This is a genomic window from Dactylosporangium sp. NPDC048998, from assembly GCF_043197855.1.
Taxonomy (GTDB): domain Bacteria; phylum Actinomycetota; class Actinomycetes; order Mycobacteriales; family Micromonosporaceae; genus Dactylosporangium.
This window is the reverse complement of record NZ_JBICTV010000006.1, coordinates 32,805-53,909: the sequence shown is the minus strand read 5'-3', so window position 1 is coordinate 53,909 and position 21,105 is coordinate 32,805. Positions and strand designations below refer to the sequence as shown.

Genomic DNA, 21,105 nt, shown 5'->3' with positions numbered 1-21,105 from the left:
GCCGGGCGGCGGGTCGGCCGGACTGGTCCAGGGTGGCGGGAGCAGGACGGGTCCCGGCGAGACGGGCCAAGCCGGCGCGGCGCCAGGGCCGCATTTGGAGCGAAGTTCAGGACTGCGGGCGCACGATCCGCGCCGCTGCGACCCGAGGCGGGCAATCCACGGCCACACTGCCTACGTCACGCCTCGCCGACGCCGGCGATCGGGCCGGACGCGCCGGCCTCGCGAGCGCGGCGTTGCTCCTCGGCCGCGCGCTTCTGGTTCTCCCGCAGCCGCTTGTACTGCTCACGCGCCTCCGGACTCCAACCCTGGATCGCGCCCTCGACGGTGGCCGGACCGAAGATCCGGAACAGGAAGTCCCCGACGCGGTCCTTCTTCGACTGCGAACGACGCTTGAACGCGAACATGGCGATTCCTTCGGGTACAAATCGTTGGCACACTAACTATTGGTGTACGGTTAGTATGGCAGCGACGAACATGTTCGGGAAGGGCGGGGCACGTGAGCAAGGACGCAGCAGCCGCGGTACAGATTCCTGATCCGCTGGCCCTGGAGCATCAGGTCTGCTTCGCGCTCGCGGTGGCGTCACGCAACGTCATCGCGCTCTACCGTCCGCTACTCGAGCCGATGGGGCTGACGCATCCGCAGTACCTCGTGATGCTGGCGCTGTGGCAGCACGCACCGCTGTCGGTCAAGGACCTCAGCCGCCTGCTCCAGCTCGACCCGGGCACCCTGTCGCCGCTGCTCAAACGGCTGGAGTCGGCCGGGCTCATCCACCGGCGGCGGGCGCCGCACGACGAACGTGTTCTGGAAGTCACGCTCACGGAGCCGGGGCGGGCGCTGCGCGCGGACGCGGAGCGCATCCCGCCGGCCGTGGTGGAGCGCCTCGGCATGCCGCTGGAGGAGCTGCTGCAGCTGCATGCGGCGCTGACGAGGGTCATCGAGATCACGACGACCTAGTCGAAAAGCCTTATGCCGCCTCGGTACCCCGGGATTCGTACAGTTCCGCCTCGAAGCGCCGCTTGAGCGCGGGGATGCGATCCGTGGCGCGCAGGAACGCGCGTTGGCCGACCAGGGCGACCCGGCCGATCACCTGCTTGTGCACGAGCTGGTCGCCGCCGGTCTGCCGCTTCGAGGCCTCGACGGCCTTGAAGCCGTACTCGATCATCTCGCTCGTAGTCGCGCACCGCGTCGAGCAACGGCTTGCCGCCGGTGAGCTCCCGCAGCAGGTTGCGCGCGTCCCGCAACGCGGTGTTGGCGCCGACGCCCTGGCCCGCACGTGACCCGGGCCAGACCGGGCGACCACAACGCGTCGCGCGCTGACCGCGTCGCTTGACCCGGGTCAGGCGCGGCGGTCGCGATGCGTCACGGGCTGACGGTGCCGCGCGTGATCCAGGTGAGGTTGGACGGCTGCAGCGCATCGGTTCGCGCGCCGAGGATCTCGTGCTGGTTGGTGTGCTCGGCGCTCATGCCGTGCGTGCCGAGCATCGCGGCGAGGCCGGCGGGCGAGAAGAACGACAGCCACGGCTCGCCGTGCTGGGCGTTGACCGAGCCGACGGCCTCGACGTACGCGCGCGCGGCCGGGTCGCGATCCTCCTCCGGCACCATGTGGTCGAGCACGAGGACCGTCCCGGCGCCGAGACGCGCGACGCCGGCGACGGTGCGTTCGACCGCCTCGCGGGTCAGATACATGGTCACGCCGAGCCAGCTGACGACCGCGGGCCGTAGCGGGTCGAACCCGTGCGCGACGAGCCGCTCGAGCAGGTCGTCCCGCTCGAAGTCGACCGCTACGTACGCCGCCCGCTCGGGGAGTCCCGCCGCCCGGAGTGCGGCCCGCTTGAACTCCTGCGTCGCGGCGCGGTCGACCTCGAACACGCGCACGTCGTCGCCGCCGCGGTTCGCGTAGCTGTCGAGCCCGGCACCGAGGATCACGTACTGCGAGTGAAAGGACCGGTGCAGCGTGTCCTCGGCGTAGCGGCTGCGGCACAGCACCTGGGCGCGCGCGCCGGAGAGCACGGGGTGCTCGCCGTGCAGGCGGTGGTATGCGAGCAGTTCGTCCGCGCGGTCGCCGAGCAGCACGACGGCCAGCGGGTCCTCGAACACGTACGGTTCGTCGTCGACGATGAGATGCGCAGCCCGCGCGGCGGCGGCCATGAGAGCGGTGCGGCTGATCGCGGCGGAGGTATTGGTGTCAGTCACGCGGCAACGCTAGGCCGACCTTTCGGACATCATATCACAAAGATCGATTTATATCCAGTACCGCACGGGCCCACCCGACCACCCGTACGACCGATTCCGGGGCGTCGCTACAGGCCCAGCGCCGGCGGAAGGTCGCGCACGGACGGCAGGACGTGGGTCGCGCCGGCGGCTCGCAGGGCCGGCTCGTCGTGTGCGCCGGTCAGGACGCCCGCGGCGAAACGAGCGCCGGCGCGAAGGCCGCACAGCACGTCGTACGTGGTGTCGCCCGCCGTGGCCACCGCGCGGACGTCGTCGATCTCCAGGCGGAGTACCGCGGTCAGGACCAGGTCGGGGAACGGGCGGCCACGGCCGGCCTCGGCCGGGACCAGGGTCAGGTCGGCGACGTCCTTCCAGCCCAGCGCGGCCAGGATCCGGTCGGCGGTGTCGCGGGAGAAGCCGGTGGTGAGCGCGACCTTCACGCCCGCCGTGCGGAGCCGGTCGATGACCTCGGCAGCGCCGGGGATCGGGGCACAGTGGCCGTCGTCGACGAGCGCCGCGTAGGCGCGCTCGAACGCGGCGTTGCCGGCCTGGGCCGCGGCCTCGTCGCCGGCCAGGAGGTGGCGGAAGACGCTGATCTTCGACTCGCCCATGGTGGCGCGCACGTGCGCGAGCATGTCCGCGAAGGCGGGATCGCCGGGGTGTACGCCCTGCTCGCCGATCGCGGCGGTGAACGCGCGCTCCACCAGGCCGCCGTCCTGCACGGTCGTGCCGGCCATGTCCAGGACAACCAGGTCTACCACGACAGCTCCTCGGCGGTCTGCTCGGCGATGGCGGGCGAACAGGTCATGCCGCGGCCGCCGGGGCCGGTGACCAGCCAGACACCGGGCGTGACGGCGGCACGGTAGGCGACGGCGGCGGGGTCGAGGCACTGCGCGTACACACCGTTCCACCGGCGCTCGATGCGCGGCAGCGGACGGCCCAGCAGCGCGGACGCGACCTCGACGAGATGGTCGTACGGCGCCTCGACCTCGTCGAACGGGAACGGCTCGGCATAGGCGTGGGTGTCGCCGATCGTGAGGCCGCCGTCGAGGCGCTGCACCATGAGCAGCTGCATCTTGTGCTCGGCGGCGACCGGCGGCTGCGGCTGTTCGTCGACGAGCCCGCCCGAGTCGTACGCCGGGTAGTACCGGAAACTGTCCGCGTCCGCGACGGACGTCGTCAGCGGCTCGCCCAGTGGCGCGGTCTGCGCCATCTGCAGCCACACCCGGCGCACCGGCAGCTGCCCGGCCAGCTCGCGCACGAGGCCGCCGAGTGCCGCGCCCGTGGCCAGGACGACCTGGTCGCCGGCGTGGACGGCGCCGGTGTCGTCGCGTACCGAACCCTCGGCGACGGTGCGTGCCTCGCGCCCCGGCAGCCAGGTGTAGCGGCCGCTGGGCTGCAGCGCCGCGCGCAGCGCGGGCAGGGCGACGCGCGACTCGACGGCGCCGTCGGCCGCGCAGTGCAGGCCGCCGAGGAATTCGCCGCGCAGCGCCGGGTTGATGGTTCGTACCGCTGCGGCGTCCAGCAGGCGCCAGCCGCGCTCGGCGGCGTCGGGCGCGCCGGCCGCGGCCTCGGCGACGGACCACTCCGCCTTGGTGCGGACCAGCGTCATCGAGCCGTTGCCGCGGAAGCCGACACCGGGGACCTGCGCGCCGATCTCCTCCCACAGCCGCCGGGCACGCAGCGCGGTCGCCAGCTCGGCGCCTCGGGCCCGGCCGGAGACCCAGACCAGGCCGAAGTTGCGCACGGACGCGCCGCGGGCCTCGGCCTCGCGCTCCAGGTGGACGACCTCGTGGCCGCGCCGCACGGCGTGCCAGGCGTGCATGGTGCCGAGCACCCCGCCGCCGACGATCACGATCCTCAAGTGCCGCCCCCAGATCAACGGTTCGAACCCTGAATCTACTCGCAACACCTGGCTGCGAGCTCACGCTCCGCGGGCAGCGGTATTTTGGGAGCGGCCGGGCGCGGCCGGGCGGTACTGTGCCCGACCGTGAGCGACGTCGTACGAGGAACCGTGGCGCCCGGGTTCGAGGGCGTCGCCGAGACGTTTCGCGGGCTGGTCGAGTCCGGGGCCGAGACCGGGGCCTCGGTGGCGGCCTACGTGGGCGGCGAGCTCGTCGTGGACCTCTGGGGCGGCTGGGCCGACGCCGGTCGGACGAGGCCCTGGCGGCATGACACGCTCGCGACCGTGTTCTCGGCGAGCAAGCCTGTCGCCGCGCTCGCCGTGCTCACGCGGGTCGCCGACGGGCGGATCGGGCTGGACGAACCCGTCGCGCGCTACTGGCCGGCGTTCCGGCACTCCGGTGGCACCGTCCGGCATGCGCTGGCGCATCAGCTGGGGCTGCCCGCGATCGCCGAGGCGCTCACGCCGGACGAGGCGCTGGACTGGGAGCGCTGCACGGGCGCGATCTTCGCGAGTCCGCTGGAGTGGGAGCCGGGGACGGCGGTGGGCGAGCACGCCCTGACGTACGGTAACGTCCTCGGCGCCATCCTCCGGGGCGCGACGGGCGAGACCGTCGGTGCGGTGGTTCGCGGCCTGGGCCATGATGTCCACTTCGGACTGTCCGCGGCGGACTCGGCGCGGTGCGCTGAGGTGGAGCACCGGGCGCCGGACTGGCCGGAGCACGCGGTGCACGGCCACGGCGAGCTGTGGGCCCGGGCGCTGGGCAACCCGGCCGGGCTGCTCGACACCGGGGTGCTCAACGGGGCCGCCTGGCGAGGGGGTGAGCTGCCCGCGGTGAACGCTCACGCGACCGCGCGCGGGCTCGCGGGGCTCTACCAGGCCCTCCCCGACCTGTTGCCCGCCGGGCTGCTCGCCGAGGCGCTGGCGCCGCAGGCCGAGGGGGTCGACCGGCTGCTCGAGGAGGACGCGACCTGGACGCTCGGCTGGCGGCGCGAAGGGCGCTGGGTCGGCATGGGCGGGATCGGCGGGTCGTCGGCCGGCGGGTTCCTCGACGAGCCGGGCGGCTACCGGATGGCATACGTGACCAGGCATCTGGCCGACCACGACCGCGGCAACGCGGTGTACGACGCGCTGGAGGCTTGCCTCTGAGGGCCGGCATTACGATGGGTCGATGAAGCTGCGGGGGAACGGCGGCCGGAGCCGGTTCGACGCCGGCAACGCCACCTGAGCTGGGTCGGTGGTTGCGCCCCGCGCCGTCAGAGGCCGCCGGCGACGCGGAGGGTGGCGCCGGTCGCGTACGAGGCGGCGGGGCTGAGCAGCCAGGCGATGGCGTCGGCGATCTCGTCCGGCGTGCCCAGCCGCCCGACGGGGATGCGGGACACGACGTTGGCGGCGCGGTCCGGGTCGCCGGTCTGCTCGTGGATCTCGGTGTCGACGAAGCCGGGCGCGACGCCGTTGACCCGGATGCCGTCGGCCGCGAGCTCCTTGGCCAGCCCGAGGGTGAGCGCGTCGACGGCGGCCTTGCTGGCGGCGTAGTGGATGTAGTTGCCGGGGCTGCCCAGGGTGGCCGCGGTCGAGGACACGTTGACGATCGCGCCGCCCCGGGTCATCACGCGGGCCGCCTGCCGCGCGCAGAGGAACGCCCCGATGACGTTGACGTCCATGACCCGGCGCAGCTCGTCGGCCTTCACGTCGGCCAGACGCCCCAGGGTGGAGGCGATGCCGGCGTTGTTGACCAGTCCGGTGACCGGGCCGAGGCGCTCGGCCGCCGCGTCGAACAGCTCGACGACGTCGTCCTCCACCGCGGTGTCGGCCCGCACCGCGATCGCCCGGCCGCCCAGCGCCGCGACGGCGTCGACGACGCCGTGCGCCGCTCCGGCCGCGCTGCGATACCCGACGACGACCCGGTGCCCGTCCCGGGCGAGCCGCAGGCAGGTCGCCGCGCCGATCCCCCGGCTGCCGCCGGTCACGATGGTCACTTTCTCCATGCCCCGAACCTACCGGTCGGCGGGGGCGGTCGGGGGTGTGCCGGTGCCGAACGGGGTGCCGCCGAGCGACTCGCGGCCGTGGGGCTCCTGCCAGCCGGAGAGGTCGGGGCCGAGCGGGACGACGCCGGACGGGTTGATGTCGCGGTGCACCACGTAGTAGTGGCGCTTGATCTGGTCGAAGTCCACGGTGTCGCCGAAGCCCGGGGTCTGGAACAGGTCGCGTGCGTAGGCCCACAGGACCGGCATCTCGGTGAGCTTCTCGCGGTTGCACTTGAAGTGGCCGTGGTAGACGGCGTCGAAGCGCACCAGGGTGGTGAACAGCCGCACGTCGGCCTCGGTGATGGTGTCTCCCACGAGGTACCGCCGCCGCGAAAGGCGCTCCGAGAGCCAGTCGAGGCGGGCGAACAGGCGCCGGAAGGCGTCCTCGTAGGCCTTCTGGGTGCCCGCGAAGCCGCAGCGGTACACCCCGTTGTTGACGTCCCTGAAGACCAGGTCGTTGACCTCGTCGATCTCCGCGCGCAGGGCCTCGGGGTAGAGCCGGGGCGCGCCCTCGCGGTGGTACGCGGTCCACTCCGTCGACAGGTCCAGCGTCAGCGGGGCGTAGTCGTTCGTCACGACCTCGCCGGTGGGCACGTCGACGATCGCGGGCACGGTGATGCCGCGCTCGTAGCCGGGAAAGCGCTTGAAGTAGGCCTCCTGCAGCCGCTCGATGCCCAGCACCGGGTCGCGGCCGCCCGGGTCGAGGTCGAACGTCCAGCTGCGCGCGTCGTGGGTGGGGCCGCACACGCCCATCGACAGCACGTCTTCCAGCCCCAGCAGCCGGCGGACGATGATGGCCCGGCTCGCCCACGGGCAGGCCCGGCTCACCACCAGGCGGTAGCGGCCGGGCTCGACCGGATAGCCGTCCCGGCCGTCCGCCGTGATGCGGGTGCCGATGTACCGCGCGTCGCGCTTGAACTCGCCTTCGGCCCGGTATGTGCTCACCCTTCCATTACACCAGCTGCGGGTAGAGCGCCTCCGGTTCGGCGGAGAGGCCGCGCTTGACGTTACGGGTGACCTCGTCGGCGAGCACCTCGAACGCGTTCGTCTCGACCCCGTCGAAGGCGAGCCGGGCGACCTCGGCGGCCGACGCCTTCGGGCCGTCGATGTCCGCGGTCATGTCGGTGTCGATGTACCCGACGTGCAGGCCGGTCACCCCGGTTCCCTGCGGCGCGAGCTCCAGCCGGAACGCGTTCGTCGCCTGCCAGGCGGCGGCCTTGGACGCGCTGTACGACGTGCCCTGGCTGATCCACGACAGCACCGAGTGCACGTTGAGCAGGTGCCCGCCGCCGTTGGCCGCGAGGATCGGGGCGAAGGCGCGGGTGACGTGGATCGGGCCGTAGAAGTTCGTCTCGAACTCGCGGCGGATGTCGGCGATGGCGCCGTTGAGCATGCTGGCGCGCTCGCTGATGCCGGCGTTGTTCACCACCAGGGTCACGTCCTGCGCCTGGCCGGCCGCGCGCAGTACCGAATCCGGATCCGTGACGTCGAGGGCGAGCGGCGTGGCGCCGGGCGTGCTCACGGACCGCGGGTCGCGGGCGGCGGCGTAGACCTTGCGGGCGCCGCGGGCCAGCGCCTCCTCCACGAAGGCCCGGCCGAGCCCCCGGTTGCCGCCCGTGACCAGGACGACGGCGTTTTCGAGCTGCATCTGAACCTCCGCGTGAGCGAGAAACCGATCGGTTTCCCCAACGGTAAACCGATCGGTTTCCGATTGTCGAGGGGCGCGCTAACCTGCTGGTGTGACCCCCATCGCCCCGCCCCGCGAGCGCCTGCTGCGCGCCGCCGCCGAGCTCTTCTACGCCGAGGGCGCCGCCGCGGTCGGCGTCGAGCGGCTGTGCCAGACCGCCGGCGTGTCGAAGCGCTCGATGTACCAGCTCTTCGCGACGAAGGACGACGTCATCGCCGAGAGCCTGCGGGTGCACGGGCCTGCGAACGTGGCCGGGTACTTCCCCGATCCGGCCGCGGAGATGCCGCCCCGCGAACGCATCCTGCACGTGTTCGCCCGCCTGGAGGAACAGTCCGCCGACCCGTCCTTCCACGGCTGCCCGTTCGTGAACACGGCCATCGAGCTGCGTGACCCCGGCCACCCGGCGAGCGCGGTCGCGCTCGGCTTCAAACAGCGGCTGGAGTCGTACTTCCAGGAGCACGCCGAGCGCCTCGGCGCCCCCGACCCGGGGTTCCTGGCGGCCCAGCTCACGATGCTCTTCGACGGCGCCGCGGTGCGGGCCGTGATGCACGCCGAGCCGCTGGGCGGCGTGGCCCTGCGCGCCGCCACCCGCCTGCTGGACACCGCCGGCGCCTGACCCGGATGGGACGGTCTACCGGGCCAGGCGCAGCTGGGCGGCGAGCGCGACGAGCGCGGCCACGATGATCGCGCCGCCGTACCACAGCACGGTGCTCAGCAGCCCCAGCGGCGCGACGAGCTGGCCGGCGAGGATGACCGGAACGCCGAAGGAGAGGTAGGCGACCAGGAACACCGCGGCGAACAGGCCCGCCCGCTGGTGGGCCTCGGCGAGCGGGCCGACCGTGCGCAGGGCGCCGGAGAAGGTGGCGCCGAAGCCGGCCCCGCCGACCAGGCCACCCACCCACAGCAGGGGCAGGGTGATCGTGCCGATGCCGGCGAGCACGAGCGCGGCGCCGGCCAGGACGGCGACGGTGCCGAACCGGACGACGGGGCGCGCGGGGTAGCGGCTGAGCAGGTAGGCGGCGGTCGCGGCGGTGGCCGGGGGCAGGAACGCGGTCACGCCGCCCAGCAGGCCGCTGCTGTGGTGGAACACGTCGCGCAGGATGCTCGGCGACAGGCCCATGAACAGCCCGGCCAGCATCCATGAGGCCAGGTGCGCCGGGGCGGCGGCCAGGAAGTCGAGGCGGGCCGGCCGCGGTACCGACACCTGGGGCCGCAGCGCGGCGAGGGCGCCCGGGCGGCGGCTGACCGTCTCGGCCGACAGCGCCGCGGTCAGGGTGCCCAGCGCCATGATGACGGCGAGGCTGGTGAAGACGATGAGGTTCGCCTCGTGCGTGAACTGCACGGCGGCGCCGGTGAGCAGCGCGCCGAGGCCGAGGCCGCCGGCGGGGGCGACGGCGCCGAGGATGCCGCCGAGCCGCTTGTGCGCCGGGGGCGCGAGCTCGACCAGGGCGGCGGTGAACGCGCTGCTCGCGGCGCCGGTGGCGACGCCCTGCACGATCCGGGCGGCGATCACCCAGCCGATGCCGGGCGCGAACACGAACATGAGCATCGCGGCGAGCTCGACGGCGAGCGCGCCGATGAGCACCGGGCGGCGCCCGACGTGGTCGGACAGGGAGCCGACGACGAGCAGCGAGGCGAGCAGGCCGAAGGCGTAGGCGGCGAACGCCACCGTCAGCACCCAGGGCGCGAAGCCCCACTCGTGCTCGAAGAGGACCAGCAGGGGTGTGGGCGCGCCGGCCGCGAGGTACAGGGACGCGAAGGCCAGCGCGGCGCCGGCGAACGCCATGCCCGGCGGAAGGGTCCGGCGCCGGCCGGCGACGAGCGGGCGATCGAGTGTTGCGGCAGACATCGCGCGACTCCTAAAGCAAAGATTCTTGCGTTACGCTGAAGGTACGCCAGGCCTCGGGCGTTAAAGCAAAGATTTTTGCTTTAGTTAGGAGGGTCACATCATGTCTGCCCCTGTGCGCCGCACCGGCGGGCGTAGCGCCGCCGTGCTGTCGGCGATCCGGTACGCCGTGGAGGAGCTCATCCGCGAGCGCGGGGCGGAGAAGGTGACGATCCCGATGGTCGCGGAGCGCGCGGGTGTCAACCCGACGAGCATCTACCGCCGCTGGGGCGACGCGCCGGCGATGCTCAACGACATCGCGACGTACCGGCTCGACCCGGACCGGTCGCTGCCGCAGACCGGCGACCTGCGCGCCGACCTGGCCGCCTGGGCCGGCGAGATCGTCGAGCACTACCGCAAGCCGCTCAACGCCGCGATCCTGCGCGGCGGCACCCCGATGGCCGGCGAGCGGGAGACCGACTGCCTGCGCAACCGCCGCACGGAGGCGCTGCAGATCGTCGAGCGGGCCGGCGCCGCGAGCCCGGTCACCGCCGACGAGGTGATCGACCAGCTCATCGCGCCGATCGTCTACCGGGCCATCTTCCTGCCGTGGACCCTCGACGAGGACCTGGCGACCCGCCTGGTCGACCGGATGTTGCCCGCATAGCGTTGGCGGCATGAGTCGCCCACAGCTGATCCCAGGCCCCGACCACCCGATCACCGTCGAGCCCGCGGGCGTGCGGGTCGTGGTACGCGCCGGCGAGCACGTCGTCGCCGACACCACGGACGCGTTCGCGCTGCAGGAGTCGACCTATCCGGTCGTGTACTACGTCCCGCTGGCCGACGTCGACCAGAACCTGCTGCGCCGCACCGAGCACAGCACGTACTGCCCGTACAAGGGGGACGCGTCCTACTACTCCGTCGTCACGCCGGACGCGACGGTCGACAACGCGGTGTGGAGCTACGAGGAGCCGTACCCGGCCGTGGCTCCGATCGAAAAGCGCGTCGCCTTCTACACCGACCGCCTCGAGGTGACGGTCGTCTCGGTCTCCTGAACCGAGCGACCGCCGATTGGCCGCGATCATCGATAAGCCCGGCGACTCCGTCGCCGGGCTTATCGCCTATATCACTATTTTCGTGCGCTGTCCCTGTCGATCGATGTAAACCAAGAGCGCCGCCGGCAACGTCTACGGTTCGGAGCCTGTCAAGCGGAGCCGCGCGGATTCACTCGTTCGGACAATGCAGGCAATACCGGCCGAGGGTTTTGCGGAGTGGCCCGAGGTCGGTACCGTTCGCGAACGGGGAGGACGCAGACATGTTGAGTCGTCGCAAGATGCTGACCGCGGGCGCCGGGGTCGCCGCGGTCGCCGCGCTCGCCGCGTGTGACAACGGTAACAAGGGCGAGAACACCTGGACGTCGACCGGGTCGACGTCGGGCGCCGACGGCGGCGGGGGCGGGGGCGGCGGCACGCCGGCCAAGGTCACCATCACGCCGGCCGCCGACAGCAAGGACGTGACGCCCACCAGCCAGGTCACCGTCGCCATCGAGAACGGCACCCTCAACACGGTGACCGTCGCGGCCGACGGCAAGAACCTCGACGGCAAGCTCGCCGACGACAAGAGCAACTGGACCTCGACGGGGACGCTGGCCTACGGGCAGACGTATACCGTGACCGTCGCCGGCGTCGACGCGGGCGGCAAGGACGTCAGCGAGACCAGCAGCTTCACCACGCTCAAGCCCAGCGCGGTCGCCTCGATCACGTTCCAGGCCAACCCGATGCTCGCGCTGAAGAACGGCGCCACCTACGGCGTCGGCCAGCCCGTCATCGCGTTCTTCAACAAGGCCGTCAAGAACCGGGACGCCGCCGAGCAGGCGATGAAGGTGACGTCCTCGTCCGACGCCGAGGGCAAGTGGCACTGGGTCAGCAACCAGAGCGCGCACTGGCGCCCGGAGAAGTACTGGACGAAGGGCACCACTGTCAAGGTCAGCGTCAACCTCCTCGGGGTCGACCTGGGCAACGGGGTGTACGGCGGCGGCAACTACTCCGCCAGCTTCTCCATCGGCCCGTCCCGCATCGCCATCGCCGACTCCAACACGCACCAGATGGAGTGCTACGTCGACGGCCAGATGGTGAAGAAGATCCCGATCAGCATGGGCAAGGGCGGCACCACCACCGGCGCCAACGGCGAGAAGATCGACTTCTTCACCCGCTCCGGCATCCACGTGCTGATGACCAAGGAACCGGTCGCCACCATGACCTCGGAGAGCTACGGCATCACCGACAAGAACAACCCGAACTATTACCCCCCGGAGAAGATCAAACTGGCCTGCCGGATCTCGCTCACCGGCGAGTACGTGCACATGGCCGACTGGAACATCCCCTCGCATGGCAAGGCCAACACGTCGCACGGGTGCATCAACGTCGGCCCGGCCAACGCCCAGTGGTTCTACGACACGTTCGACGTCGGCGACGTCGTCGAGGTCCGCAACACGCCCAAGCAGCTCACCCTCACCGACGGTCTCGGCGACTGGAACGTGCCCTGGGCCCAGTGGTGAACTGAGCCCAACCAGCACGGTTCACGCGCTCAGCAGCTCGCGCAGGCGGGCGGCGAAGGCCCTCGGGCGGAAGACGTGCCCGGAGTGGCCGCCCTCGAACTCGGCGCACTCGCGGCCCAGCAGGCGGGCCAGCGCGAGGGCCGGCGCGGCGTGCGGGCTGTCCTTCGTGCTCGCGCCGACCGCCGGGATGACCACCGGCGGCTCGCCCTTGAGCAGCGGCTCGAGGTAGAGGCGGAAGCGGCGGGCGGCCGGGGCGTCGTGGGTCAGGAAGAACGCCAGGTTGGCCGCGCGGGCCGGGGACGGCCGCGGTAACTCGGCGTCGGGCTCGCGGTCGTTCGGGTCCAGCGCGGTCAACGCGAGGAACTGCCGCATCGCCGCCTGGACGCCCTCGGCACGGAAGGCCTCCTCCACCGCCTCCTGGCGGGCCACGAACGGCGCCGGGTCGTCGAGGACCTGGGTGAGCGGCGGCTCGTGCGCGACCAGGGTGCGCACCAGCCCGGGGTAGCGGGCGGCCAGGTCCAGGCCGATCAGGGCGCCGATGCTCATGCCGAGGACATCGACCGGACCCCGCGCCTGCGTGGCCAGCAGCAGCGCCAGGTCGTCGGTGTGCGACTCGATCGTCACCGGGTCGTCACCGGCCGGGCTGCGGGACAGGCCGCGCCGGTCGTACGTCAGGACGGTGAACCCTCCCCCGCCCACGAGCTCGCGTACCAGCGCGGCGCTGCCGTCCGCGTCGCCGTCGCCGGGCTGGATGATCACGAGCATGCGCCCGCCATCGCCTTGCTTCGAGGTGTACATGCGACCGACGGTAAACCATCATTTCTGATGCATCAAGCCTGCTGTATTGTGATGGGCGTGAACGGACTCGAACTCCTCGTCCTCGGCCGCACCCTCATGAAGCTCGGCGGCGTCGCGCTGCCTGCACTCGGGTCCGAGACGCTGCCGGCCAGCGTCCGATCGGTACTGATCGACATCGCACAGCACCCGGACAGCTCGGTGGGCGAGATCGCGGCCCGGACCGGCTTCCCCCAGAGCCACGTGTCGGCGTCGATCGCCCGCCTGCAGGACAACGGCAACGTGGTGACCGCCCCCGACCCGCGCGACCGGCGCCGCACGCTGGTGCGCACCAACCCGGAGCAGCGGGGCGGGCTACTGGTGATCAGCGGCCCCCCGATCGACGACGCGTTGCTGCAAGCGATCGACGACCCCCGGGCGCTGCCGGAGGTCCAGGCCGCCCTCGAGACGCTGCAGCGCCACCTGGTCCCCCCGCGCGACGCGGCGACCCCGACCGGCTGAACGCACCGCGTCGCTCCACGCCCGCCGATATACCCGGATTTAGCGTTTTATCCGGATACTGGCGACGACACGGGGAGGCGTCTGTGGGCGGGCGTCGACGAGGCGTCGGCGATCCGGCGGTACAACATGATCGAAACGGACGGCGTCCGGCGCCTCGGCACCGTGATCGTGTCGGTGACGAAGCCCCAGAAGTCTCAGACGTCGTCGTCGATGAGGCCGTAGGGGGGCTGGTCGGCGCGGCGCGAGTACCGCACGATCACGTCGTCGGCGGCGGTCGGGGGCGGGGCGTTGTCGGCGACGACGACCTGCGCACCGACGCCGCGGCCGGCCAGCCAGTCCTCGATGTGCCGGTAGATGCGCTGGATCGTCCGGCCGTCCTCGAGGTCGCCGAGCGCGCCGAGGTTCTTCTGCGGGCTGTCCAGCAGCAGAAACCCGGGGTGCGACGAACGGGTCTCCCACGCGGTCTCGAACATCGCCAGCTGCCAGGCGAGGGCGATGAGGGTGCGGCCGCCGGAGGACGCGGCGGTGTAGGGCTCGCCGCGCACATACGGGGTGAGGTCCTCGGCCAGGTAGGCGTCGGCGAGCTTCGGGTACCGGAACACGCGCAGGATCTCGCGGTAGCGCTCGCCGACGCGGCGCACGACGGCGGAGCGGTCGGCACGACGGGACTGCGGGCCGGCCGCGACCAGCTCCTCGCGGTCGGCGGCGACCTGGTCCATCATCTGCACGATGCCGGCGGCGCGCCGCTCGAGGCCCTGCACCAGCCGCAGCCCGCCGACGGCGCGCTGGAGGGTGGCCGCGGCCTCCTCGCGGCGGCGGGCGATCGCGTCACGCTCGGCCAGGAACGGGGTGACGGCGTGCGCGGTGACGGCGTCGACCTCGGCGGCGGCGCGGGACTCGGCCTCCTGGGCGCGCGAGGCCGCCGAGCGCAGCCGGGGGATCTCCCGCTCGAGGTCGTCGAGGTGCCGGTTGAGCTCCGCCAGGCGGGTCTTGGCCGAGCGCAGCTCCCCGGACACGTCGACCGGGGTGACCGGGAAGCGGCAGGCGGGGCAGCGCTCGTCGTCGGTGGCGGCGAGCGGGGCCTGGCAGGACGCGCAGACGCTCGCGGCGGTCTCGAAGAGCCGGTCGGCCTCGGCGAGCATCGTCCACTTGCTCACGTCGTCGGCGTAGCTGCCGCGCAGCGGGATCATGCGCTGCAGCTGGGTCTCGCGGTCGCGTAACTCGGCGTAGGCCAGCAGCGCGGCGCGGGCCGCCTCGCGGTGCCGCTCGCGCAGCTCGGCGGCGAAGCCGGTGCCGGCCCGGGCGCGGGCGTCGAGGTCGGCCAGGGCCTGCGCGCAGGCGGACAGCTCCTCCTTGGCGCTCTGGTGCAGCGCCTCCAGGTCGGCGCGGCTGCCGACGTGCTGCTCCTCGACGAGCTGCTCGGCGGCGCGGTACGCGGTGCGGGCCGCGGCCAGCTCCGCCTCGACGGTGCGGATCCGCCGGCCGATCTCCACGGTGTGGTCGTCGTGGACGTCGAAGACCACGTCGACGACCTGGCGCAGCTTGAGGTGCTTCATCGGCACGCTCTCGAAGAGCAGGTCCTTGCCGTCGAGGCGCTCGTTGGGCAGGAAGCACAGCCACATGAGATCGCGGAAGCTCAGCGGGTCGTCGGTGTCGAACGACAGCCGCACACCCTGCAGCTTGCAGTGCGACAGCAGCAGGCTGGACAGGCTCTCGGGGTGCCCGGCGGGGCGCAGCGGCCGGCGCACCCGCGGGGCGGCGCCGGGGTCGTCGAGACGGCCGGCGCGCACGTAGGCGAACATCGACGGCTCGCCGACGGCGCGCTCGATGAGGTACGGCGAGCCGGACAGCTCCACCTCCAGCGTCGCGGACTTGACCTTCGGCGTGATCTCCGGGTGCCGGGGGTGGTCGTTGGCGCCGAGGCAGTAGTCGACGAACTCGAGGATGGTGGTCTTGCCGGTGCTGAACGCGCCGGCCAGGATCGACAGCGGTCGCGGGGCGTCGTCGGGGGCGCGGAAGTCGACGTCGTAGGCGCGGTCGTCGCCGTGGAGGCGCAGCCGTCTGATCCGGATGCCCTGGGTACGCAAACCGATCATGGCGCGTCCTTCAATGACACTGGCTGGACTGGCACGTGCCCGCTGGACACCGGGAGGAGCCAGTGCCGCAGGCCCTCTCGAAGTTTACGACCACTGAGGCGCCGGAGCCGCCGGATGACGATGCGTACCGCTGTGATGTATGACTGAGCATACATTGCCGTGAATCGGCTCGCCATGGTCGCTCCCTCGTCCGTGAGGCGATACGTCACCCGACCGGCCGCCGTGACCCGCACCAGCCCCCGCGCGACCAGCGCGGCCAGGTCGCGCCCAAGGTGCAGCTGCGCGGTCACGAACCGCTGGGCGGGGCTGGCGTAGGCGACGTTGCGGTCGTCGAACCCGGCCAGCCGCAGCGCGGTGCGGTCCGGGTCGTCCTCGGCGCGGGCCAGCAGCAGCGGGTGCCCGGCCAGGAACTCGTAGACCCCGAGGCGCTCGGCGTCGACCCCCTCCTCCCCCGCCCCGGCCAGGACCAGCAGGATCCTGGCCTGCCGGAAGGCGGTGAGGTCGTCGGGCGTCATGTCAGCTCCCGCCAATGCGCCACCCAGCCCGCGCGGCGCTGCTCGACGACCCGGTGCATGAGCCCGCACTTGTGGACGGGCCCGGCGCGCAGCCCGGCCGGGAAGGCGGTGGACTCACGGATCTCGTGCATCACGGCAGCGTGCAGCCCCGGTAGCAGCGGATTGTCCCGAAATTTGATGACATGGTGGTTGAAGCCGGCCTCCCAGATGCCGTGCACCATGCCGTCGGCCTCGTCCAGCGCCTCGAGCTCCTCCGGGACCCGCTTGTCGAGGATCTCGCGGGCCAGGAGGTCGGCGTTGAAGTACTCCCGCTTGGCCGCGCCCACCTCGGTGTGCCCGGCCGCGCGGAGCTGCCGCACGAACAGCGCGTCTTCGAGGACGGCGCCGTCCTCCGGCGGCAGATTTCGCAGCGGTACCCGTGGTGTCTGCGCCGGCACCGGGCGGGCGCCCGCGTAGGGGTCGTAGAAGTGCCGGCGCACGTGCGCGCAGTCGGGCTTGACCAGCAGGTTGCGCAGCACGTTCTCGTGCCACAGCTCGATCTGCACGCCGGTCTCGCGCTGCCGCCGCGCCCGCCAGTTGTCCCACCACTGCGCCGTGGGCGCGTCCATGCTCGCCGGCACGCACAGCACCCACTGGGCGAGCCGGTAGCCGTTGCGCGCCGCGGCGGCCACTGCGGAGTCGAAGGACTCGCGGATCTGGCCCTGGTGCGCGCGGGTGACGATCGGCCAGAAGTACTTCGACTGCCAGATCACGACGAGGCCGGACAGCTCGCCGAGCAGGATGTCGATGCCCCAGTCGCCGGGATTCGCGCTGATCGCGCGGGCGCCGGGGTAGATCGCCGCGAGCAGCATCGCGAGCATCTGCTCGAAGTCGTCGCGGGCGCCCGCGAGGTTGCCGGTCCGCATCTGGTGCGCGGCGAAGTTGATCGGGGGCTCGCCGGAGGCGAGACTCGTCGCAGCCGCGGTCGCGGTCATCTCCCCTCCGGTTCCAGCTGGTCCCGGCCGGCGCGCTCTTCGCCCTGCTCAACCCGCCAGGCGCGATCTTCCGGATTCCAGACTTTCACGAACAGCAATGCGACCGCTACTCTCGGCGTAAATTTCACCGAATGTGTGATCACAGTTTGTTCAGATCGATGTCCGCATAGATGGCCGCGTGGTCGGAGCCCGCGTGCACCGCCCTCGTCATCGTCTCGTAGACGGGCCACAGCACGCCGTTGCGGCCGCCCCACACGCCCCGGCGCTCGATCCCGCCGCCGGTCGCGGCCGCGAACAGCGCCGGCGACAGCAGCACGTAGTCGAGCTTGTTGCGGGCGGTGCAGTAGCCGTACGTGCCGGGCCGCCCGCCGTCGTCGAACCCCGGGTGCGTCGACGCGTCGCGCAGGTCGGTGCCGCGCAGCAGCGGCGCCAGCGGCTCGCTCTCCGGCGTGTCGTTGAGGTCGCCGAGCACCACCACGAAGGGCGAGCGCTGCGCCCGGTAGATCTCCGCGACGCGCGCCGCCTGCCGCCGCCGGATCTCGTCCGAGGCGACCTTGCCCCCGTAGCCCTTGCTCTTGAGGTGGTTCACCAGCACCACCAGGCGCTCCTCGCGGCCGGGCAGCTCGAAGTGGTACTCCGGGCAGTCCCGGCTGAACACCCGCCCGCGCTCGTCGGCGTCGTCGACGTGGGTGCGCTGGCCGGTGAGCGGGAAGCCGGGGGTGGACATGACCCCGACGTCGATGCCGCGCTCGTCGTTGCCGTCCATGACCATGATGTGCCGGTACAGGCCGCTCAGCCCGCCCTCGGTGAACCGCTTGAGCGCGTGCCGGCTCTCCGCCTCGACGACGCCGAGCACGTCGGCGCGCACGTCCAGGATGACCCGGGCCGTGTTGAGCAGCGCCGTCTCGTCGCAGCGGTCGGTGGTCAGCTCGACCCAGCCGATCCAGTCGGCGCGCCCGCCGGCCACCACCTCGACCCGCCCGTCGCGCGCGCGGCGCAGCAGCCGCCCGCGGTTCTGCCGCAGCCGGGCGAATTTCGCCAGGTCCCCGTTGCGCAGCCCGAGCCGGGTCAGCTCGCGCAGGATGTCGTGCTTGACCGCGTCGGTGTACACGGGCTCCTCGAGCAGCTCCCCCGCCCGCGCGAACGCCTCCAGCACCGGCCGCCCGGCCGCCCACGTGCGCTGATCCAGCGCCTTGGCCCGGTTGAACAGGTTCTCGACGTTGTAGCTCGCGATGCGCATCGTCCACGAGAGTAGGGGGAGACGGTCATCTTTGGGTGACAGCGTCCCCCGGATGGTCGCCGAGTTCATGCTCGTGTTCGTCGCGCTTCCCGTGCTGTTCGCCTTCGTCAAGGTCCCGGGCGGCCCGATCCCGATCCTGCTGCTGCTGACGGTCGTGGTGGCGTTCTACGTCCGGCGCGCCCGCGACTTCGACCGCCGCGACCTGTGGCGCGCCTCGGCGCTGCGCCCGGCTCTGCCGTCGATCCTGCGGCTGTGGGCGCTCGCGGCCGTCGTGGCGGTCGCGGCCGTGCTCCTCTTCGACCGCGAGCACCTCTTCGACCTGCCCCGGCGCAACCCGGCGCTGTGGGCGCTGATCGTCGTCGCCTACCCGGTGGTTTCGGTGTATCCGCAGGAGCTGCTCTTCCGCGCCTTCCTGCTGCACCGCTACGCCCGGCTGTTCCGCGGCGAGCGGGCGGCGGCCGCCGCGAGCGCGGTCTCGTTCGGCCTGGCCCACCTGCTCTTCGGCAACCCGGTGGCGGTGGTGCTGACCCTGCTGGGCGGCTGGCTGTTCGCCCGCCGCTACCAGCGCACCCGCTCGCTGCTCACCGCCTGCGTCGAGCACGCCGCCTACGGCCTGCTCATCTTCACGGTCGGCCTGGGCCGTTTCTTCTACCACGGGACGCACTTCGCGTCTTGAGCAGGTCACCGCCCGCCCGGCGCCGCGTCGGACGGTCCGCCGGGCGGCTGCATCAGCTCGCGCAGCAGGGCGAGGTCGATGGCCGGGTCGCCGGCCGGTGTCGGGTTGCGCTGGGCCGAGGCCAGGTGCGACGCGACCAGGCGGTGCACCGCGTCGGCCTCGCCCGCCTCGATGAGCGCCAGGATCTCGCCGTGAACCTCGCCGGAGGCCCGGCGTTTGCGTAGCGGTACACCCCGGGGCTCCGTGCGGCTCGCCCAGCCCTCCTCGTGGCTGGACCACAGCGCCTCCAGCGCGCCGGCGAGGACGATGAGCGGCGGGTTGCCGCACAGGCTCACCAGGGCCTCGTGGAAGCGGCGCGACACGCCCACCACGGTGGGCAGGTCGTCGATGCTGGCGAGGTACTCCTCGTGCAGCTCCCGCAGGCGCGGTACCACCGTGCGGGCGCGGTCGCGGCGGGCGGCGCAGAGCGCGGCGCAGGCCGGCTCCACGTGGCGCAGCGCGACGGCGACGTCGCCGATCCCGGCCCGCTGGGCGGCCAGGACGAGGCCGAGGTTGTACCCCAGGTTCGCCGGGGACGGCCGGTGCACGATCGCACCGCCCAGCCGTCCCCGGCGGACCGTGATGAGGCCCTCCGCCTCCAGGATGCGCATCGCCTCGCGGAACGTCGGCATGCTGACCGGGTAGCGGCGGATCAGCTCCTCCGACTTCGGCAGCGGGTCGCCGTCGGCGAACTCGCCGCTGATGATCCGCGCGCGGATGTGGTCGGCCACCTGCTCGGCGAGCCGATGGACTCGCACCTGGGGCTCCACGGCAGCGAGCCTAGTAGGCGTCGGGATTCTCCTGGACGGCGGCGGGGACCGGGTGGCGGTACAGCACGGAGGCGTTCTCCCACGTCATCTTGCGCACGTCCGCTTCGGGCAGGCCGCCGATCTCCTCCTCGATGGTGCGCTGGGTGTGCGGCCAGGTGGAGTCGCAGTGCGGGTAGTCCTGCTCCAGCAGGATGTGGTCGACGCCGATGACGTCGCGCAGTGCGAACGACGACGGGTCCTCGACCGCGCAGAAGTAGAAGTTGCGCAGCAGCACCTCGGCCGGGGTGAGGTCGATGCCCTTCCAGGTGCCGTACATCTCGTGGTAGCTGAGCATGTGGTTGAGCCGGTCGACGAGGCCGGGCACCCAGCCGATGCCGCCCTCCGACAGCACGATCTTGATGTCCGGGAAGCGGACCGGGATGCGGGAGTAGAGCCAGTCCACGGCGGAGAACATGGAGTAGCCGAAGAACAGCACGCCCACCACGTCCGGCGGCGCGTCCTCGGCGGTCGACGGCGAGGTGCCCGACGATCCGATGTGGAGGTTCACCACGGTGCCGGTCTCGGCGCAGGCGCGCATGATGGGGTCCCAGTGCCCGGTGTGCAGCGACGGCATCCCGAGCAGGTGCGGCGCCTCGGTGAACGTCACCGCCTTGAAGCCGCGCTCGGCGTTGCGGTAGATCTCCTGGGCGCCGACCTCCGGGTCGAGGAAGTACGGCAGCTGACAGGGGATCATCCGGTCGGGGTAGGCGCCGGACCACGCCTCGATGTTCCAGTCGTTCCAGGCGCGGGTGGCGGCCAGCGCGAGCTCGGCGTCCTTTGTGGACAGCTGCAGGCGCTGCCCGGCGAAGCCCGGCAGGAACGACGGGAAGCACAGCGACGCGTAGACGCCGCTGAGGTCCATGTCCTTGATGCGCTCGTGGATGTCCCACGAGCCGCGGCGCATGTCGTCGAAGCGGCTCGGCTCCATGCTGTACTCGTCGACGGGACGCCCGACGACGGCGTTGAACCCGACGTTGGGGAATTCTCTGCCGTCGTACACCCAGACGTGGCTGCCGTCCTTCTCGACGACCCGCGGGGTCTGCTCGGCGTACTTCGCCGGCATGCGGCCCTCGAACGCGTCCGGCGGCTCGACGATGTGGTCGTCGACGGAGATGAACGTGTACTTGCGCTCCTGCCGGGGCGGGTCGGGCAGGAACGTGACCTTGTTGCGGTCGGCGGTGGTGAAGCCGGTGTTGCTCAGCAGCTCGTCGATCGATGCCATAGGGGTGTCGCTCCTGTCAGTCCAGTT

The 21,105-nt window shown here is 72.1% G+C and carries 24 protein-coding genes; 8 read left to right on the top strand and 16 right to left on the bottom strand.

Annotation, left to right across the window (positions count from 1 at the left end; genetic code table 11):
• Nucleotides 1–176 precede the first annotated feature (176 nt).
• Nucleotides 177–404 (bottom strand): hypothetical protein, encoded by a 228-nt coding sequence (locus tag ACGFI8_RS16920; protein ID WP_392805578.1) that lies wholly within the window; start codon nucleotides 402–404, stop codon nucleotides 177–179.
• A gap of 92 nt (nucleotides 405–496) precedes the next feature.
• Between ACGFI8_RS16920 and ACGFI8_RS16915 the strand changes: the two genes are divergently transcribed.
• Entirely contained in the window at nucleotides 497–955 is a 459-nt protein-coding gene (locus ACGFI8_RS16915) for a MarR family winged helix-turn-helix transcriptional regulator (RefSeq protein ID WP_392805575.1), read from the top strand.
• Nucleotides 956–965: 10 nt separating this feature from the next.
• Here ACGFI8_RS16915 and ACGFI8_RS16910 read toward each other — a convergent pair whose 3' ends face one another.
• The 4 genes from ACGFI8_RS16910 to ACGFI8_RS16895 all read right to left on the bottom strand — a co-directional run bounded on the left by ACGFI8_RS16910 (nucleotide 966) and on the right by ACGFI8_RS16895 (nucleotide 4,076).
• Entirely contained in the window at nucleotides 966–1,163 is a 198-nt protein-coding gene (locus tag ACGFI8_RS16910) for a hypothetical protein (RefSeq protein WP_392805572.1), read from the bottom strand.
• Nucleotides 1,164–1,360: 197 nt separating this feature from the next.
• Nucleotides 1,361–2,194 (bottom strand): class I SAM-dependent methyltransferase, encoded by an 834-nt coding sequence (locus tag ACGFI8_RS16905; protein ID WP_392805569.1) that lies wholly within the window; start codon nucleotides 2,192–2,194, stop codon nucleotides 1,361–1,363.
• Nucleotides 2,195–2,301: 107 nt separating this feature from the next.
• A complete protein-coding gene (locus ACGFI8_RS16900) occupies nucleotides 2,302–2,973 on the bottom strand; it encodes a phosphonatase-like hydrolase (protein WP_392805566.1) in 672 nt (223 codons plus the stop codon).
• Nucleotides 2,967–4,076: a TIGR03364 family FAD-dependent oxidoreductase gene (locus ACGFI8_RS16895; RefSeq protein WP_392805563.1), complete on the bottom strand. Its 1,110-nt coding sequence runs from the start codon at nucleotides 4,074–4,076 to the stop codon at nucleotides 2,967–2,969. Before ACGFI8_RS16895 ends, ACGFI8_RS16900 begins: the two co-directional genes overlap by 7 nt.
• Nucleotides 4,077–4,202: 126 nt before the next feature.
• Here ACGFI8_RS16895 and ACGFI8_RS16890 point away from each other — a divergent pair, with 126 nt between their 5' ends.
• Nucleotides 4,203–5,264: a serine hydrolase domain-containing protein gene (locus ACGFI8_RS16890; protein ID WP_392805561.1), complete on the top strand. Its 1,062-nt coding sequence runs from the start codon at nucleotides 4,203–4,205 to the stop codon at nucleotides 5,262–5,264.
• A 107-nt stretch (nucleotides 5,265–5,371) separates the two neighbouring features.
• On the opposite strand, the gene ACGFI8_RS16885 is transcribed toward ACGFI8_RS16890, so the two are convergent.
• Genes ACGFI8_RS16885 through ACGFI8_RS16875 form a run of 3 tightly spaced genes read right to left on the bottom strand, consistent with a single transcriptional unit; the run spans nucleotide 5,372 to nucleotide 7,790 of the window.
• Nucleotides 5,372–6,103: an SDR family NAD(P)-dependent oxidoreductase gene (locus ACGFI8_RS16885; RefSeq protein ID WP_392805558.1), complete on the bottom strand. Its 732-nt coding sequence runs from the start codon at nucleotides 6,101–6,103 to the stop codon at nucleotides 5,372–5,374.
• 9 nt (nucleotides 6,104–6,112) lie between these two features.
• A complete protein-coding gene (locus ACGFI8_RS16880; RefSeq protein WP_392805556.1) occupies nucleotides 6,113–7,087 on the bottom strand; it encodes a glutathione S-transferase family protein in 975 nt (324 codons plus the stop codon).
• Nucleotides 7,088–7,094: 7 nt separating this feature from the next.
• Nucleotides 7,095–7,790 carry an SDR family oxidoreductase gene (locus ACGFI8_RS16875; protein ID WP_392805553.1) on the bottom strand — a complete coding sequence of 232 codons (696 nt, stop codon included), beginning with the start codon at nucleotides 7,788–7,790 and terminating at the stop codon, nucleotides 7,095–7,097.
• Nucleotides 7,791–7,881: 91 nt separating this feature from the next.
• Between ACGFI8_RS16875 and ACGFI8_RS16870 the strand changes: the two genes are divergently transcribed.
• Nucleotides 7,882–8,445: a TetR/AcrR family transcriptional regulator gene (locus ACGFI8_RS16870; protein ID WP_392805551.1), complete on the top strand. Its 564-nt coding sequence runs from the start codon at nucleotides 7,882–7,884 to the stop codon at nucleotides 8,443–8,445.
• A 15-nt stretch (nucleotides 8,446–8,460) separates the two neighbouring features.
• Here ACGFI8_RS16870 and ACGFI8_RS16865 read toward each other — a convergent pair whose 3' ends face one another.
• Nucleotides 8,461–9,678 carry an MFS transporter gene (locus tag ACGFI8_RS16865; protein ID WP_392805549.1) on the bottom strand — a complete coding sequence of 406 codons (1,218 nt, stop codon included), beginning with the start codon at nucleotides 9,676–9,678 and terminating at the stop codon, nucleotides 8,461–8,463.
• 100 nt (nucleotides 9,679–9,778) lie between these two features.
• On the opposite strand from ACGFI8_RS16865, the gene ACGFI8_RS16860 reads away from it, so the two are divergent.
• The 3 genes from ACGFI8_RS16860 to ACGFI8_RS16850 all read left to right on the top strand — a co-directional run bounded on the left by ACGFI8_RS16860 (nucleotide 9,779) and on the right by ACGFI8_RS16850 (nucleotide 12,211).
• On the top strand, nucleotides 9,779–10,321 hold the full coding sequence (locus tag ACGFI8_RS16860) for a TetR/AcrR family transcriptional regulator (protein ID WP_392805546.1): 543 nt from the start codon (nucleotides 9,779–9,781) through the stop codon (nucleotides 10,319–10,321).
• 10 nt (nucleotides 10,322–10,331) lie between these two features.
• Entirely contained in the window at nucleotides 10,332–10,709 is a 378-nt protein-coding gene (locus ACGFI8_RS16855) for a DUF427 domain-containing protein (protein WP_392805543.1), read from the top strand.
• A gap of 260 nt (nucleotides 10,710–10,969) precedes the next feature.
• Nucleotides 10,970–12,211 carry an Ig-like domain-containing protein gene (locus tag ACGFI8_RS16850; RefSeq protein ID WP_392805541.1) on the top strand — a complete coding sequence of 414 codons (1,242 nt, stop codon included), beginning with the start codon at nucleotides 10,970–10,972 and terminating at the stop codon, nucleotides 12,209–12,211.
• A 21-nt stretch (nucleotides 12,212–12,232) separates the two neighbouring features.
• Here ACGFI8_RS16850 and ACGFI8_RS16845 read toward each other — a convergent pair whose 3' ends face one another.
• Nucleotides 12,233–13,009: an alpha/beta hydrolase gene (locus tag ACGFI8_RS16845; protein ID WP_392805538.1), complete on the bottom strand. Its 777-nt coding sequence runs from the start codon at nucleotides 13,007–13,009 to the stop codon at nucleotides 12,233–12,235.
• Nucleotides 13,010–13,066: 57 nt separating this feature from the next.
• On the opposite strand from ACGFI8_RS16845, the gene ACGFI8_RS16840 reads away from it, so the two are divergent.
• Nucleotides 13,067–13,507, top strand: a complete 441-nt coding sequence (locus ACGFI8_RS16840; RefSeq protein ID WP_392805536.1) for a MarR family transcriptional regulator — start codon at nucleotides 13,067–13,069, stop codon at nucleotides 13,505–13,507.
• A 194-nt stretch (nucleotides 13,508–13,701) separates the two neighbouring features.
• On the opposite strand, the gene ACGFI8_RS16835 is transcribed toward ACGFI8_RS16840, so the two are convergent.
• The 4 genes from ACGFI8_RS16835 to ACGFI8_RS16820 all read right to left on the bottom strand — a co-directional run bounded on the left by ACGFI8_RS16835 (nucleotide 13,702) and on the right by ACGFI8_RS16820 (nucleotide 18,332).
• Nucleotides 13,702–15,603: a DNA recombination protein RecN gene (locus ACGFI8_RS16835; protein WP_392805533.1), complete on the bottom strand. Its 1,902-nt coding sequence runs from the start codon at nucleotides 15,601–15,603 to the stop codon at nucleotides 13,702–13,704.
• On the bottom strand, nucleotides 15,600–16,118 hold the full coding sequence (locus ACGFI8_RS16830; RefSeq protein WP_392805530.1) for a hypothetical protein: 519 nt from the start codon (nucleotides 16,116–16,118) through the stop codon (nucleotides 15,600–15,602). Before ACGFI8_RS16830 ends, ACGFI8_RS16835 begins: the two co-directional genes overlap by 4 nt.
• Nucleotides 16,115–17,092 (bottom strand): hypothetical protein, encoded by a 978-nt coding sequence (locus ACGFI8_RS16825; RefSeq protein ID WP_392805527.1) that lies wholly within the window; start codon nucleotides 17,090–17,092, stop codon nucleotides 16,115–16,117. Before ACGFI8_RS16825 ends, ACGFI8_RS16830 begins: the two co-directional genes overlap by 4 nt.
• 139 nt (nucleotides 17,093–17,231) lie before the next feature.
• The gene (locus tag ACGFI8_RS16820; protein WP_392805524.1) at nucleotides 17,232–18,332 is read right to left on the bottom strand and encodes an endonuclease/exonuclease/phosphatase family protein; all 1,101 of its coding nucleotides are present in this window, start codon (nucleotides 18,330–18,332) and stop codon (nucleotides 17,232–17,234) included.
• A 52-nt stretch (nucleotides 18,333–18,384) separates the two neighbouring features.
• Here ACGFI8_RS16820 and ACGFI8_RS16815 point away from each other — a divergent pair, with 52 nt between their 5' ends.
• Entirely contained in the window at nucleotides 18,385–19,008 is a 624-nt protein-coding gene (locus tag ACGFI8_RS16815) for a CPBP family intramembrane glutamic endopeptidase (RefSeq protein ID WP_392805522.1), read from the top strand.
• 5 nt (nucleotides 19,009–19,013) lie between these two features.
• On the opposite strand, the gene ACGFI8_RS16810 is transcribed toward ACGFI8_RS16815, so the two are convergent.
• Nucleotides 19,014–19,817 (bottom strand): FadR/GntR family transcriptional regulator, encoded by an 804-nt coding sequence (locus ACGFI8_RS16810; RefSeq protein ID WP_392805520.1) that lies wholly within the window; start codon nucleotides 19,815–19,817, stop codon nucleotides 19,014–19,016.
• A 10-nt stretch (nucleotides 19,818–19,827) separates the two neighbouring features.
• A complete protein-coding gene (locus ACGFI8_RS16805) occupies nucleotides 19,828–21,078 on the bottom strand; it encodes an amidohydrolase family protein (protein WP_392805518.1) in 1,251 nt (416 codons plus the stop codon).
• Nucleotides 21,079–21,105 lie beyond the last annotated feature (27 nt).

Excerpts from the sequence above, each read along its gene's own strand:
- ACGFI8_RS16920 (WP_392805578.1), bottom strand. The coding sequence starts at position 404 with ATGTTCGCGTTCAAGCGTCGTTCGCAGTCGAAGAAGGACCGCGTCGGG.
- ACGFI8_RS16830 (WP_392805530.1), bottom strand. The coding sequence starts at position 16,118 with ATGACGCCCGACGACCTCACCGCCTTCCGGCAGGCCAGGATCCTGCTG.
- ACGFI8_RS16875 (WP_392805553.1), bottom strand. The coding sequence starts at position 7,790 with ATGCAGCTCGAAAACGCCGTCGTCCTGGTCACGGGCGGCAACCGGGGG.
- ACGFI8_RS16825 (WP_392805527.1), bottom strand. The coding sequence starts at position 17,092 with ATGACCGCGACCGCGGCTGCGACGAGTCTCGCCTCCGGCGAGCCCCCG.
- ACGFI8_RS16805 (WP_392805518.1), bottom strand. The coding sequence starts at position 21,078 with ATGGCATCGATCGACGAGCTGCTGAGCAACACCGGCTTCACCACCGCC.
- ACGFI8_RS16850 (WP_392805541.1), top strand. The coding sequence starts at position 10,970 with ATGTTGAGTCGTCGCAAGATGCTGACCGCGGGCGCCGGGGTCGCCGCG.
- ACGFI8_RS16820 (WP_392805524.1), bottom strand. The coding sequence starts at position 18,332 with ATGCGCATCGCGAGCTACAACGTCGAGAACCTGTTCAACCGGGCCAAG.
- ACGFI8_RS16885 (WP_392805558.1), bottom strand. The coding sequence starts at position 6,103 with ATGGAGAAAGTGACCATCGTGACCGGCGGCAGCCGGGGGATCGGCGCG.
- ACGFI8_RS16845 (WP_392805538.1), bottom strand. The coding sequence starts at position 13,009 with ATGTACACCTCGAAGCAAGGCGATGGCGGGCGCATGCTCGTGATCATC.
- ACGFI8_RS16910 (WP_392805572.1), bottom strand. The coding sequence starts at position 1,163 with ATGATCGAGTACGGCTTCAAGGCCGTCGAGGCCTCGAAGCGGCAGACC.
- ACGFI8_RS16855 (WP_392805543.1), top strand. The coding sequence starts at position 10,332 with ATGAGTCGCCCACAGCTGATCCCAGGCCCCGACCACCCGATCACCGTC.
- ACGFI8_RS16860 (WP_392805546.1), top strand. The coding sequence starts at position 9,779 with ATGTCTGCCCCTGTGCGCCGCACCGGCGGGCGTAGCGCCGCCGTGCTG.
- ACGFI8_RS16835 (WP_392805533.1), bottom strand. The coding sequence starts at position 15,603 with ATGATCGGTTTGCGTACCCAGGGCATCCGGATCAGACGGCTGCGCCTC.
- ACGFI8_RS16865 (WP_392805549.1), bottom strand. The coding sequence starts at position 9,678 with ATGTCTGCCGCAACACTCGATCGCCCGCTCGTCGCCGGCCGGCGCCGG.
- ACGFI8_RS16815 (WP_392805522.1), top strand. The coding sequence starts at position 18,385 with ATGGTCGCCGAGTTCATGCTCGTGTTCGTCGCGCTTCCCGTGCTGTTC.